14 protein-coding genes are annotated in these 13458 nt (G+C 61.7%); 3 read left to right on the forward strand and 11 right to left on the reverse strand.

Annotated features, from left to right (window positions below):
• Positions 1-43 precede the first annotated feature (43 nt).
• On the forward strand, positions 44-859 hold the full coding sequence (locus tag ON753_RS17375; protein WP_265963887.1) for a DUF2189 domain-containing protein: 816 nt from the start codon (positions 44-46) through the stop codon (positions 857-859).
• 10 nt (positions 860-869) lie between these two features.
• Here ON753_RS17375 and truA read toward each other — a convergent pair whose 3' ends face one another.
• The 5 genes from truA to def form a co-directional block, all read right to left on the reverse strand.
• Positions 870-1691 carry a tRNA pseudouridine(38-40) synthase TruA gene (gene truA / locus ON753_RS17380; RefSeq protein ID WP_265963888.1) on the reverse strand — a complete coding sequence of 274 codons (822 nt, stop codon included), beginning with the start codon at positions 1689-1691 and terminating at the stop codon, positions 870-872.
• A gap of 1 nt (position 1692) precedes the next feature.
• The gene (locus ON753_RS17385; RefSeq protein WP_265963890.1) at positions 1693-2232 is read right to left on the reverse strand and encodes a GNAT family N-acetyltransferase; all 540 of its coding nucleotides are present in this window, start codon (positions 2230-2232) and stop codon (positions 1693-1695) included.
• Between the two features lie 162 nt (positions 2233-2394).
• A complete protein-coding gene (gene fmt / locus ON753_RS17390) occupies positions 2395-3333 on the reverse strand; it encodes a methionyl-tRNA formyltransferase (protein WP_265963892.1) in 939 nt (312 codons plus the stop codon).
• A gap of 43 nt (positions 3334-3376) precedes the next feature.
• Positions 3377-4009: a MarC family protein gene (locus tag ON753_RS17395; RefSeq protein ID WP_265963894.1), complete on the reverse strand. Its 633-nt coding sequence runs from the start codon at positions 4007-4009 to the stop codon at positions 3377-3379.
• A 22-nt stretch (positions 4010-4031) separates the two neighbouring features.
• Positions 4032-4550, reverse strand: coding sequence for a peptide deformylase (gene def / locus ON753_RS17400; protein WP_265963895.1), 519 nt, complete (start codon positions 4548-4550; stop codon positions 4032-4034).
• Between the two features lie 161 nt (positions 4551-4711).
• Between def and ON753_RS17405 the strand changes: the two genes are divergently transcribed.
• Positions 4712-5899: a DNA recombination protein RmuC gene (locus tag ON753_RS17405; protein ID WP_265963896.1), complete on the forward strand. Its 1188-nt coding sequence runs from the start codon at positions 4712-4714 to the stop codon at positions 5897-5899.
• 50 nt (positions 5900-5949) lie between these two features.
• On the opposite strand, the gene ON753_RS17410 is transcribed toward ON753_RS17405, so the two are convergent.
• Genes ON753_RS17410 through ON753_RS17420 form a run of 3 tightly spaced genes read right to left on the reverse strand, consistent with a single transcriptional unit; the run spans position 5950 to position 8662 of the window.
• On the reverse strand, positions 5950-6825 hold the full coding sequence (locus ON753_RS17410; RefSeq protein ID WP_265963898.1) for a C40 family peptidase: 876 nt from the start codon (positions 6823-6825) through the stop codon (positions 5950-5952).
• A gap of 34 nt (positions 6826-6859) precedes the next feature.
• Positions 6860-7210, reverse strand: coding sequence for a MarR family transcriptional regulator (locus ON753_RS17415; RefSeq protein ID WP_265963899.1), 351 nt, complete (start codon positions 7208-7210; stop codon positions 6860-6862).
• Between the two features lie 60 nt (positions 7211-7270).
• Positions 7271-8662: a leucyl aminopeptidase family protein gene (locus ON753_RS17420; protein WP_265963901.1), complete on the reverse strand. Its 1392-nt coding sequence runs from the start codon at positions 8660-8662 to the stop codon at positions 7271-7273.
• A 193-nt stretch (positions 8663-8855) separates the two neighbouring features.
• Between ON753_RS17420 and ON753_RS17425 the strand changes: the two genes are divergently transcribed.
• Complete coding sequence (locus tag ON753_RS17425; protein WP_265963903.1) at positions 8856-9644, forward strand: tetratricopeptide repeat protein; 789 nt, start codon at positions 8856-8858, stop codon at positions 9642-9644.
• Between the two features lie 262 nt (positions 9645-9906).
• Here the strand turns inward: ON753_RS17425 and ON753_RS17430 are convergent, their stop codons facing one another.
• From ON753_RS17430 to ON753_RS17440, 3 genes are read right to left on the reverse strand one after another with little or no spacing between them, the layout of a single operon-like run.
• On the reverse strand, positions 9907-10890 hold the full coding sequence (locus tag ON753_RS17430) for a type II secretion system F family protein (protein ID WP_265963905.1): 984 nt from the start codon (positions 10888-10890) through the stop codon (positions 9907-9909).
• Between the two features lie 10 nt (positions 10891-10900).
• Positions 10901-11917, reverse strand: coding sequence for a type II secretion system F family protein (locus ON753_RS17435; RefSeq protein ID WP_265963906.1), 1017 nt, complete (start codon positions 11915-11917; stop codon positions 10901-10903).
• Between the two features lie 7 nt (positions 11918-11924).
• The gene (locus ON753_RS17440; RefSeq protein ID WP_265963909.1) at positions 11925-13436 is read right to left on the reverse strand and encodes a CpaF family protein; all 1512 of its coding nucleotides are present in this window, start codon (positions 13434-13436) and stop codon (positions 11925-11927) included.
• Positions 13437-13458 lie beyond the last annotated feature (22 nt).

Below are 13458 nucleotides of genomic sequence, written 5' to 3' on the forward strand. Positions count from 1 at the left end.
GGTTTGCAAGGCGGAAGGCATGGCTTTGGGTGGAGGCTGGACAATGAGCGAGAACAATTCGGCCCCGATGGGCGCACCGGGCAGCGAGGGGCTGCGCCCCATGCCGCAGGTCAACAGGATCACCGTCAACGACGTCATCGATGCGCTTGCGGCCGGCCTTTCCGACTTTCGCAGGGCTCCGGTCTACGGGTTGGCCATCGGGGCCTTCTTCGCCGCCGGCGGCTTGTTCGTGGTGCTCAGCGCCGCCGCACTCAACATGAGCTACCTCTCCTATCCGGCCGCGGCGGGTTTCGTTCTGATCGGTCCCTTCGCCGCGGTCGGCCTTTACGAGGTCAGCCGTCGGCTGGAGACGGGCGAAGCGCTTTCCTGGCCGAAGCTGTTCGCAACCATGTGGGCGCAGAAGAGCCGCGAACTTTCCTGGATGGCCTTCGTGGTGCTGTTCATCCAGATCATGTGGATGTATCAGGTCCGCCTGCTGCTGGCCCTGTTCCTCGGCTTCCGCTCCTTTGCCTCGTTTGACGAATTCCTGACGGAGGTCGTCTCCACGCCGGAAGGCATGATGTTCCTGGCGGTCGGCCACCTGGCCGGCGCGGTCCTGTCGCTGATCCTGTTTTCGCTGACCGTCGTCTCCTTCCCCCTGCTTCTGGAGGAGGACCGGGACTTCATCACCGCGATGATCACCAGCGTGCGCGCCGTCGTGACCTCGCCGCTCCCGATGATCGGCTGGGCCTTCGTGGTAACCGCCGTCCTGATACTGTCGATGATCCCGGCCTTTATCGGCCTGATCGTCACGCTGCCCATCCTGGGCCACACGACCTGGCATCTCTACCGCAAATGCGTGACGGTGCCGGAGGCTTAGCGTACGGGTCCTAAGCCTCGGCGTCGTCCGCGGCTTCCATCGCCGCCTTGCGGGCCTGCCAGTCCGCGCGCAGGGCAATGTCCGCTTCCGCCGACCTGTAATCCACGCGCGTGAGATATAGGCCGTCGGCCGGTGCGACCGGACCGCAGGCGTTGCGGTCCCTGGCGGCGAGCGCGGCGGTTATGTCTCCCGGCCGCCATTTGCCCTCGCCCACCAGCCTTAGCGTGCCGACCATCGAGCGGACCTGATTGTGCAGGAACGAGCGCGAGGAACATTCGGCAATGACGAATTCGCCTTCCCGGCGGACCGAAAAATGCTCGAGCGTCTTTTCCGGGCTCCTGGCCTGGCAGCGCGAATGGCGGAAGGTGGTGAAGTCGTGGTGGCCGACGAATTCCTGGGCCGCCGCGTGCATTGCCTCGGCGTCCAGGTCCGGTTTGACGTGCCAGGCGAGCCCGCGCTCATGGGTGAGCGGCGGCACGCGGTTTTGAATGCGGTAGCGGTAGGACCGGCGGATGGCCGAAAAGCGGGCGTCGAAGCCTTCATGCATTTCCGCGCAGTCCAGGATGACGACCGGATCCGGCTGGCAATGGAAATTCAGGGCGCCGATGACGGTTTTCACCGGCCAGGACCTTGAGAGATCGATGTGGCAAACCTGACCCGTCGCATGGACGCCGGTATCGGTGCGCCCGGCGCCGCCGATCGTCACCTCTTCACCGGAAAACGCCTTTACGGCGCGCTCGATCACCGCCTGTACGGACGGACCGTTGGCCTGGCGCTGCCAGCCGCAGAACGGCCGGCCGTCATATTCCACCGTCAGTTTGTATCGCGGCATTCTATTCGAATTCTTCAAACGGGGTGGCAAAGGCCACTTCGATCGGCAGATTGCGTTCGCCGGCATCCGTCAGGGCGAGCGCCATGAACGCATCCCCCGCATACGGACCCTGGACCTTCCGCGCAAGGGCCGCATCAAAGCCGAAACGCGGGTAATAGGTCGGCGGCCCGAGCACGAGCACCAGATCCTCGCCTTGCGCCTTGAGCTTTTCCAGGGAGGATTCGATCAGGACGGAGCCGATCCCGGTTTTCTGCATATCCGGCCAGACGGAAACCGGTGCCAGGCAACTGACGTGCACCGAATGGCCCGGGCCGATCGCCGCCGGCGTTACCCGGCTGTAGGCGACATGACCGACAACCCTGCCTTCCCCGTCCTCCGCGACCTGTTCCAGCACCAAAGCCCCGCAATGGCGCAGCGTATGGACCAGACGCGCTTCCATATCGGACGGAAACGCGGCCGTCAGAAGGTCGCGCACGGCGGCCTCGTCCTTCGAGGTGACATCGCGAATGGTCAGATTTGAGGCCTCGGCCGCAGTGGTCATCACGCTCTCCTGAAGACAGCTTAGGGTACTGACTAATAAAATTGAATGCACTGGTCGTTTTGCAGCGGAGCGTATTCAAGGCGCGAAGGCGCAGGAAACCCGGCCGGTTTTCAAGTCTTCGCAACGCAGGAGACTGTCCGCTCCAGCTTATGGGAGCATACCCTAGTCCAGAACCACGCCATCAGAAAGAGAGGCGCCCCGCAGGAAATCGGCGCCGCTCATCGGTTTTCTCCCGGCCCGCTGCACCAGATCGAGACGGACGGCGCCGGATCCGCAGGCGATCACCGGCGCCGCGTCGGCTGATATTACCGTACCGGGGGCGGCCGTGCCTTCCGCCAGGGCGCTGCGGAGGATTTTCACTCGTTCCGGTTTGCCGCCGAGCGGCATTTCGCACCAGGCGCCGGGAAACGGCGACAGACCGCGGATGTGGTTGTGAACCTCGTCGGACGATTGCGTCCAGTCGATCCGGGTTTCCTCCTTGGACAGCTTGGTCGCATAGGTGACGCCCTCCTCCGGCTGCGGCTGCTGCATGAGTGCGCCGCGGGACAGGGCCGCAAGGGCGCGCACCATCAGGTCGCCGCCGAGGCCGGAGAGTTGGTCGTGCAATTCCCCGGCGGTCATGTTCTCGCCGATGGGGACGGTTTCCGACATGCAGACCGGCCCCGTATCCAGGCCTTCTTCCATGCGCATCACCTGAACCGCCGTTTCCTTGTCGCCGGCCATGATCGCCCGGTTGATGGGCGCCGCACCGCGCCAGCGCGGCAGCACGGAGGCATGCAGGTTGAGGCAGCCGTGAACCGGTGCTTTTAGGATGGCCCTCGGCAGCAGCAGGCCGTAGGCGACCACGACCGCCACATCCGCATTCAGGGCCGCGAACTGCGCCTGGTCTTCCTCACCCTTGAGGCTCTTGGGCGTGAAGACCGGAATGCCGAAGGATTCGGCGGCTTCATGAACGGGCGATTTTTTCAAGTCCATGCCGCGGCCGGCCGGACGCGGCGGCTGGGAATAGCAGGCAACAACTTCGTGGCCCTGACCGACGATCTCCATCAGGGTCGGCACCGAAAACTCCGGGGTGCCCATGAAAACTACGCGAAGAGACATGACGCTCCTGAGCGGTTTGAGAAATCTGGCCCCTTATTGCGCCTTAAGCCAGTCCGGGCAACAGGGCTTTGAGGCTGCCGGCCATCATTTCCATGGCAATCGCCGCGAGAATCATGCCCATCAGGCGGCTCATCACGCTGGTTGCGGTCTGGCCGAGAAAGCGTGACAAAAACGGCGCAGCGAAGAAGGTTGCGACCAGAAGGCCAATGGCCGCGGCAATTCCCGCGATATAGGCGATCTCCTGCTGAAATCCCGTCACCTGGCCGCGGAAGATGATCATGGTGGAAATCGACCCCGGCCCCAGAAGGATTGGAACGGTCAGCGGATAGATCGCGGGATTTTCCTGTTCCGCGTGATGCTCCTGTTCCTTGTCCGTGCCGTGGTGCGCCTTGCTCTTTTCCCCCGATATCAGGTTCAGCGCGATCAGCAGGATCAGGAAACCGCCGGCGAGACGAAAGGCATCGAGGCTGATGCCGAAGATCTTCAGGATGGTATCGCCGGTCAGGCCGATGATGACCGCCCCCACGGTCAGGCTGATCAAGAGGGTGAAGGCGACCTTGCGCTCGAAGCCCGCACCCTTGTCCGCCGTCAGCGACAGGAACACCGGCAGGTTGGCGATCGGATTCATGATGGCAAACAGGGCGGCAAAAATTTTCAGGAACAGAGCCTGATCCACGATGTCGCCCCCATGATCCGTCTTACAGGATGCCCGCCTGTTTCGCCTGCTTGGTGAACTTCTTGACCACCCGGTCGCGTTTCAGCTTCGACAGGTAGTCAATGAACAGTTTCCCGTTGAGATGGTCAAGCTCGTGCTGAATGCAGGTGGCAAGAAGGCCGTCGGCCTTCAACTCCTGCTCCGCGCCTTCCCGGTTCTGGAACTGCACGGTTACTTCCGCCGGGCGTTCCACGTCCTCGAAATATTCCGGGATCGACAGGCAGCCTTCCTGATAGACGGATGTGTCCTCGCTCGCCCAGACGATCTTCGGGTTGATGAAGACCATCGGCTGCTTCGGCGCGTCTTCCTTGGCAACGTCCAGAACGAAGAGGCGTTTCAGGATGCCTATCTGGCTGGCCGCAAGGCCGATGCCGGGGGCCTCGTACATGGTTTCCAGCATGTCGTCCGCAAGCGCACGAATCCCGTCGTCGACGGTTTCGACCGGCGCGCAGACCTGCCGGAGAACCGGGTCAGGAATGGTGATGATCGGGCGTTTTGTCATGGGCTTCAAATAGGCAATCGGATCGTTCCGGTCAACGCGGAAATGACGACTGTCCGCACGGCATCGCTTGCCCTCGATTGCCGATTGTGCGGCCGCTTTTTCCCCGCTCCTGCAAAGCCGTGCTGATGCATGCCGCCCCCGAATCGTTCTATGTTTGTTTCATGAACGAGATCCTGTTTGACTTGAGCGGCCGTCCGGTGACGGTTCTGGAAACCGCAATTGCGGGCGGGCTGATGCTGCTCGTGCTGATTTTCTGGCTGGTGCTGAAAACCGTCCGCGAAATCCGGCTGCGCGCGGAAACCGATACGGCGGCGGCGGAACGCATTCACGAGCTGGAAAGCCATCTGTCCCAGCTTCTGAAATCCCAGGGCGAAATGACCGGGCGGATGCAGACCATGGCGGAAGTCTTCGGGTCCCGGCAATCCGACATGATGCGCTCGGTCAACGAGCGCCTGGACGGCATGGGCCACAAGCTCGGCCTGTCCATGTCCGATACCAGCAAGCAGACCCAGGAGAGCCTGCGCCACCTGCATGAACGGCTGGCCATTATCGACCGGGCGCAGCGCACGATAACCGACCTTTCCGGCCAGGTGGGCCAGCTCCAGGCAATCCTTTCCAACAAACAGACCCGCGGCGCCTTCGGCCAGGGGCGGATGGAAGCGATCATCCAGGACCAGATGGCGCCGAGCACCTATTCCTTTCAAGGGGTGCTATCCAACAACAGCCGGCCGGACTGCCTGATTCACCTTCCCAACGGCGCGCCCTCGCTTGCGATTGACGCCAAGTTTCCCCTGGAAGCCTTCAACCTGCTGCGCAACGCGGAATCGGACGACCAGCTGAAATACGCCCAGGCTCAGTTCCGCAAGGACTTCAGCAAGCATATCCAGGATATAAGCGAGAAATACCTTCTTCCCGGAGAGACGCAGGACACGGCATTCCTGTTCGTGCCGTCGGAAAGCGTCTTTGCGGAGCTGAACGAAAAGTTCGAGGACCTGGTGCAGAAGTCGCATCGGGCGCGGGTCGTCATCGTTTCACCCTCCCTGTTGATGCTTTCCATCCAGGTGATCCAGTCCGTGCTGCGCGATGCCAAGATGCGCGAGCAGGCGCACCTCATCCAGGCAGAGGTCGGCCATCTGATCTCCGACGTCAGCCGGCTCAACGACCGTGTCGGCAAACTGCAGTCCCATTTCACGCAGGCCAACAAGGACATCGACCAGATCCTGATCTCCACCGACAAGATCTCCAAGCGCAGCCGCAAGATCGAGGATCTGGAGCTTGGCGAGCTCGAAGGATCTCGCGAAGAAGGGTCCCAGGCGGAGGAGCCGCTGCCGCTGGCATCGAAGGCCTGACCGGCCTCGCCGATCAACGCCTCATGAGAATGGATCTGCGTTCCGCGGTTCTAGGCTGGCGCTTTCAACCGCCGCGCCCTTGTGATTGCGCCCCATTCGCTCGCGGCAATCCGCTCGATCGCCCGATCAAGCGGTTCATGGGCGACGGTCATGGTGAAACCGTTGGCGTGTACCAGCTTGTTCGCTCCGGCGATGATGCCGACATGGCCCTTCCAGAAAAGCAGATCGCCCCGTTTCAACGCGGATGGATCGTCATGGGGTATCTCCTCGCCGGCCTCCGCCTCCTGCATGTCGCTGTCCCGCGGCACATCGATCCCGCCTGTCTGGGCGGCAAGCTGGACCAGGGCGGAACAATCCAGGCCAATGCTTGAACGCCCGCCCCAGAGATAAGGCGTTCCGAGCAGTTCTTCCGCAACCAGGACCCAGTCCTCTTCCCGGGTTTCGACCGGTACGAGATGCCTGGCGGCCACGGCGGATCCATCGTTGAGAATTGCGTATGTCAGGCCGCGGGTCTCCGTCTCGCCCGTGACGGTGACCTTGGACCCCAGGGACAACAGGTCGAGCGGCGGGAATTTCAGATCCGGCACCGGATAACGGTACGTGCGCAGTGCGCGCACCCGGTGGGTCGCCGCCGTTACCGGACCCAGCCCGCCCGAGGAGAACCAGCCGACATATCCGTCGGTATCCAGTTGCCCCCAGGCCCAGCCTTCCGGCGTTTGCTCGTAGACGGTCAGCCATTCGCCGCGCAAGGCTTCCGTGTCGATCGACCTGTCGGCGCGCGGTTCCGGGCGGATCGGCAGGCGGTCGGCGATCACCTGAAACACTTCGCCCTCCACAAACCGTGCGGCCTCTGCCCGGCCTTCATAGTCGATGGCGGCAAGATCGGCACGAACCGGATGGCGGCGGCGGTCAAGGGATTGGGACATGTTCGAACTCGGATCCAGACGTTCAGCACAGGTGTCAACGCGGCAGTTCCCCGGCCTTCTTGGCCACGAGATCGCCAAGCTGCTCCAGATACAGCGCACCATCAACCGTGCGGGTGATGATCACGTTGCGTTTGTCGGCTTCGTCGCGCTTGCGCGACAGGAGCCGCAGACTGCCGAGCGTGTCAAGCGCCCGGGTGATGGCCGGCTTGGTGACGTTCAGTTTGGCGGCGAGACCGCGGACCGTGTGAGGGGGCGGCTCCAGATAAACCGTCAGGAGAATCGTCATCTGGCGCGCGGACAGATCCTGATCGCTGTCGCGCACCAGTGCCAGATTCACCTCATGCATCAGTTTCAGCGCCTGAGAGGCGCGCATTTCGACAGCCATGGATCAGCCGGTTCCCGCCATTTACCACCGCCATCGAACCACAAAAACGTTTCGGAGCCGTTACGCCTTGAAACGCTCCGAAACCAGGTCGAACAGGCAGCGGATCCCCTGTGCCTCGCCGCCGGCCGGTTTGCCGGGCTTTTCGATGGGCGTCCAGCCGAAAATGTCGAAATGGACCCAGCTCTGCGCATTCTCGACAAAGCGGGACAGGAACAGGGCGGCCGTGACGGATCCGGCAAACCCTGCGCCGGACGTGTTGATATGGTTGATGTCCGCCACCTTGCTGTCGAGATATTTCATATAGGGCTGCCAGAGCGGCAGGCGCCACAGCGGATCGCTGGCGGCTTCGGCCATCACGGCAATGTCTTCGGCCAGTTCCTCGTCGTTGGTGTAATAGGGTGGCAGATCCGGCCCGAGGGCGACACGGGCTGCGCCCGTCAGGGTCGCCATGTCGACCAGCAACTCCGGGCTTTCTTCATCGGCCAGGGCAAGCGCATCGGCCAGCACCAGCCGCCCTTCAGCATCCGTGTTGCCGATTTCGACACTCAGCCCCTTTCGGCTGGCCAGAATGTCTCCCGGACGGAAGGCGCTGCCGGAGACGGCGTTTTCGACGCACGGGACGATCACCCGGAGGCGCACCGGCAATCCGGCCGCCATGATCATCGAGGCAAGGCCCAGAACATTGGCCGCGCCGCCCATGTCCTTCTTCATGAGCGCCATGGACGAGCCGGGCTTCAGGTTGAGACCGCCGGTGTCGAAGATCACGCCCTTGCCGACCAGGGTGATTTTCGGATCGCTTTCCCTGCCCCAGGAAAAATCGGCCAGTCGGGGCGCGCGCGAACTCGCCCGGCCGACCGCATGAACCATCGGAAAGTTGCGGTCGAGCAGATCATCGCCGGTAATGATCGCTCCGCTGCCGCCATGGGCCGCGAAGAGGTTTTCAATCTCTGCAGCCAGTTCCTCCGGACCAAGGTCGTTTGCCGGCGTATTGATGAGATCCCGGGCGAGCCTGACACCGTCCAGAATGATTGCGAGCCTGTCCAGGTCGACATCATCGCCGACGGCAAGCCGGCGCTTCTTGTCTTTGTTGTCTCCTGGGGCGAGATAGCGGTCGAAGACATAGGCAGAGAGCGCAAACCCGAGCGCTGCCTGCGCCTGATCCGGAAACCTGTCCGCCAGGTGGTAGTCCCCGGCCGGCAGGGCGGTCGCAAGGCTGCCGAGCGCAAAGGGCTGCGGCAGGCCGTCGTCTTCGACCCCGAAAAGCACCGCGGCCCCGCTCACGCCGGGGACAAGCTGGTAGGTCGAGGGCTTGCCCGTGAACTCGTTTATGTCGCACCAGTTTTTCGCCGCGCCTCCAAGGCCGGAGAGGACCTCCGCCAGAGTGGCTTCAGTGACGGCAAAAATGGGAGTGGAATCGGATACGCCGCTTTTGCGGACCAGGCACTCACGCACGGGAAATACTCCGTTGGAAATGGGAATCAGCGGCCACCAGCTTAGCCGCGCCGCACCAGGACGCAACAGGACAGAAGGCAAGGCCATCCCCTGCTCATCGCCCGTTTTTCGCAATTCGCAAGGCCGCTTAACCAAGCATTAGGGTTAATTATCTATTTCTCTAGGGAACACGACAAAGCTGCGGACAACAAGGATGTTGAAGATGCAAGCCCCCGGAACCCGTTCTGTCTCAAGACGCAACCGTCTCGCCTCGACGCTGATGGCCGTGACCGCGCTTGCTCTTGTCACAGGCTGCGCATCCAACAAATCCAATACCGGAACCCACTCGCCGGCCTACAACACCAATTACACGGCGCCCGGGTCCCGCGAAGCTCTCGCGGAGATCTCCAAATGGTCGAAAGCCTATGAGAACGACCGCAAGAATCGCACGGCCATTCTCGGCTACGCCAATGCGCTGACCCAGAATGGACAGATGCCGCAGGCGATGGCCGTCTTGCGGGCCGGCGTGATCTCACATTCCAAAGACCGGGAAATCGCATCAGCCTACGGCAAGGTGCTTGCCATGAACGGCCGTTTCGAAGAGGCCGTCAACGTCCTTCAGCGCGCCCAGCAGCCGGATCTGCCGGACTGGAGGCTGATGTCGGCGGAGGCGGCGATCTACGATCAGGTCGGCGATCATCCGAAGGCGCGCAGCCTCTACAAGCAGGCTCTCAAGATCGCCCCCGAGGAGCCGTCGCTTCTCAACAATCTCGGCCTGTCCTATCTCCTGTCCAACGAACTGCCGGATGCCGAATACACATTGCGGCAGGCGGCTAGCCTGCCGGGCGCCGACAGCCGCGTGCGCCAGAACCTCGCTCTCGTTCTGGGCATTCAGGGCAAGTATGACGAAGCGATCCAGGTGGCTCAGGCGGAGCTCGATCCTCAGCAGGCGAAGGCCAACATCGCCTATCTGCAAGCGATGATGCAAAACCGCCAGGGCTGACGACAATCTTCCTCACTTCAAAACGCGTCAGGCGGGTGATGACCTCACCCGCCTGACGCGTTTTGAACGGACAATTTAGTCCGATGGTTTGCTTCGACCGATATGCCGGAGGGAGTTCTTCCCGCCGTTGAAACCGAATCGCTTCAAGAGCGCATCTGACCTGAGCCAGGGGTGCGTCAGTCAAGCGGCGCTATCGTGCCGATGGACCGGAGGATTTTGGCCCTCCCGCAATCGATCGCCTGCAGCGCCTCGCGCGTGCAAATTATTGGGATCCGAACGCGTCGATCACCTGCATGACGGCAGGACCCATGATGACGAAGAACAGCACCGGCAGGAAGAACAGGATCATTGGGACGGTCAGCTTTGGCGGCAACGAAGCGGCCTTTTCCTCCGCCATCTGCATGCGCTGCGAGCGGGTGTCGTCGGCCATGGTGCGGAGCGCGGAGCCGACGGGCGTACCGTAGCGCTCGGCCTGAATGAGCGCCATCATTACGTTCTTCACGCCGTCGACGCCCGTCCGCTTGGCCAGGTTTTCGTATGCGGTCCGACGCTCGCTCAGGTAGGAGAGCTCCGCCGTCGTCAGGGAAATTTCCTCCGCCAGTTCAACCGACTGGACACCCACTTCTTCCGCAACCCTTTGAAAAGCTCCTTCAATGGACATGCCCGATTCGACGCAGATCAGCATCAGATCCAGCGCGTCCGGCCAGGCCCGCTGAATGACAAGCTTGCGATTATCGATCTTGTTCTTGAGGTAAATATTCGGCATGAACGCCCCAAGGCCGGAAAGCGCAATGCAAATGCTGATTTTTGTCAGGGCAGGCAGTGACGAAGGCAGAATCGCGAAGGCGTAGAAAAGGCTGACCAACAGGATGATTCCCGGCAAGGCAATCCGCGCCGTCAGAAAGTAGTAGAGCGGTGCCGTGCCACGGTAGCCGGCCATGCGCAGACGTTCGACCGTTGTCTCGTCCGACAGTATTTCCTTCAGGTTGAGCCGATCGACGAAGCTCTTCATCTGCGCTTTGGGTTGATTGCGCAAGGACGCCCTGGCATCGGACTGGCTGGTCTGCAACCGTGCCCTTTCCTTCGCCCGGATCTTGTCGCGTTCCAGCGCGACGGACTTCATGCGCGTCTTGAGAGCGTCGCGCGACAACAGCGGCATGACCAGGGAATAGATTGTTCCAGTGACGGCAACCATGGCAAGGAAGGCGGCGACGAACTGGCCCGATGCGAGTGTTTCGAAGTCCATGCTGCGTCCCCTAGAAATCAAAATTGATCATGGACCGCATGACCATTATGCCGACGAACATCCAGAAAAGGCATCCGCCAATGATGATGTTGCCCGCAGTCGTGGTGAACAGCAGCATGATGTAGTCCGGGGCGATGAAGAACATGATGCCGCCCACGGCAAATGGCAGACAGCCGATGATGGCAGCCGACGATTTGGCTTCCGCACTCAGGGCTTTGATCTTGGCTTTCATGGCCTTGCGCCCGCGCAGCACCTTCGACAGGTTGCCCAAAGCCTCGGCGAGACCGCCCCCGGCCTTTTGCTGGATCGCGACTACAATTGCAAAAAAGTTCGCCTCTGCCACCGGCACCCGATCCGGCAGCCGCGAGACTGCCTCGGAAAGAGAAAGGCCCATGACCTGGGTTTCGGTAATCTTGCGGAACTCCGTTGCGACAGGTTCGGATGCCTCACGCGCGACCACCTTGATGCAGTCGCTCAAGGGCAGGCCGGCCTTCACCCCGCGCACGATGATATCCACGCCATTGGGAAGCTCGTTCAGAAACGCATTGAAGCGGCGCTTGCGCTTGGACGCCACATACCAGCGCGGAAAGCCCAACCCGCCTGCGAATGCAAAACCAGCCGCAATCAGCAGATTTCCGGCAAAGAAGCCGATTACCAGAAAAACAAGCCCACAGATGATGCTGAAGATGACGAAGTGCTTCATTTGCCATTCGAGGCCTGCCTGCACCATCAGGACCTTCAAGGAAACCTTCTTCTGCTTGTCCTGCTTGGCCTTCTGGCGCTCCTCGAAGTCCTTCAGTTGGTCCTGAATGGAGCGTTTGCGGCGGTCGGTATCGCGCAGTTGATTGCGCTGTTTCTCGTTCTTGGGCCGAGCGGAGACCGCCTGCAGGCGCTGGTCACGCCGCTTCGTTCCCGACAGAGACGGCTGAAACAGGCTGTAGATGACGCCGCCTACGGCAAGCATCACCAGGGCCGCGACGGCGAACCCTGTGATCTGTGGGGTGAGAAAGTCTTCCATTCCGGACATTTAGGGCTCAATCCGCTGCGTATTCGGGCATCTCTGACGCATCCAGCGCTTGGGCCAGACGCACCTCCTCGTTGAAGTATCTTGCACGCTCCCAGAATTTCGGCCGGCCGATGCCGGTGGAGCGGTGGCGTCCGATGATCCGCCCGTTCGGGTCTTCGCCTACGATGTCGTAAAGGAAGACGTCCTGCGTTGTGATGATGTCGCCTTCCATCCCCATGACTTCGGTGACATGGGTGATCCGCCGGGAACCATCACGCAGGCGTGCGGCCTGAACGACAACATCGATCGACGACACGATCATTTCCCGAAGGGTCCGGGAGGGAAGCGAGAAGCCGCCCATGGTTATCATGGATTCAAGTCGCGATAGTGCTTCGCGCGGAGAGTTGGCGTGCAGCGTGCCCATCGATCCGTCGTGACCCGTGTTCATCGCCTGAAGCAGGTCGAAGGCCTCCGGGCCACGCACTTCGCCCACGATGATCCGCTCGGGACGCATGCGGAGACAGTTCTTCACCAGATCGCGCATGGTGATCTCGCCTTCACCCTCAAGGTTTGGCGGACGCGTTTCAAGCCGGACGACATGGGGCTGCTGCAGCTGGAGTTCCGCAGAGTCCTCGCAGGTGATGATGCGTTCGGTGTTTTCGATATAGGCCGTCAGACAATTCAACAAGGTCGTCTTGCCCGAACCCGTACCGCCGGAGATCAGAACGTTACAGCGGGAGCGGCCGATGATCTGCAGGATCGTCGCCCCTTCCGGGGTGATCGAGCCGTATTTCACCAACTGGTCCAGGGTCAGCTTGTCGCGCTTGAACTTACGGATGGTGAGTGCGGGACCGTCGATGGCCAGCGGCGGCGCGATCACGTTGACGCGTGAGCCGTCCGGCAGGCGGGCGTCGCAGATCGGGCTTGAATCGTCGACGCGCCGTCCGACCTGGCTCACAATCCGCTGGCAGATGTTCATCAATTGGGCGTTGTCGCGAAAGGCCACGGCGGTCTGCTCCACCTTGCCCTGCGTCTCGATATAGACGGTGTGGGCGCCATTCACCATGATATCGGCAATGTCGTCGCGCGCGAGCAGCGGCTCCAGCGGCCCGTATCCCAGAACGTCGTTACAAATGTCCTCAAGCAGATCTTCCTGCTCGGAAATCGACATGACGACATTTTTCAGGGAGATGATGTCATTGACGACATCGCGGATTTCGTCCCGCGCGTCTTCCGCGTCGAGCCGGGCCAGTTGCGCCAGATCGATCGCTTCCACCAGCGCGCTGAAGATCTGCGCCTTGGTTTCGTAATATTCGTTGTTTTTCTTCCGCGGCGCAGGCGCCGACGGCGGCGGGTCCTGCACAGGTGGCGGTGCCGCAGGTGCGGCCGGCTTCGGGGGCTCGACCCGGACCTGCGGCGCCGACTGTTCGTCGGCACCGGTGGTTGGTTCTTCCGGCGCAGGCCTATCCTGCAGCCCCGGCAAGTCTCCTGGCCGGATGGTCTGGGCACCAGACGATGAACTGCCGCGTCTTCCAAACATAACGAACTATCTGCTCCGCTAA

It is taken from the genome of Roseibium salinum, assembly GCF_026240905.1.
Lineage (GTDB): Bacteria > Pseudomonadota > Alphaproteobacteria > Rhizobiales > Stappiaceae > Roseibium > Roseibium salinum.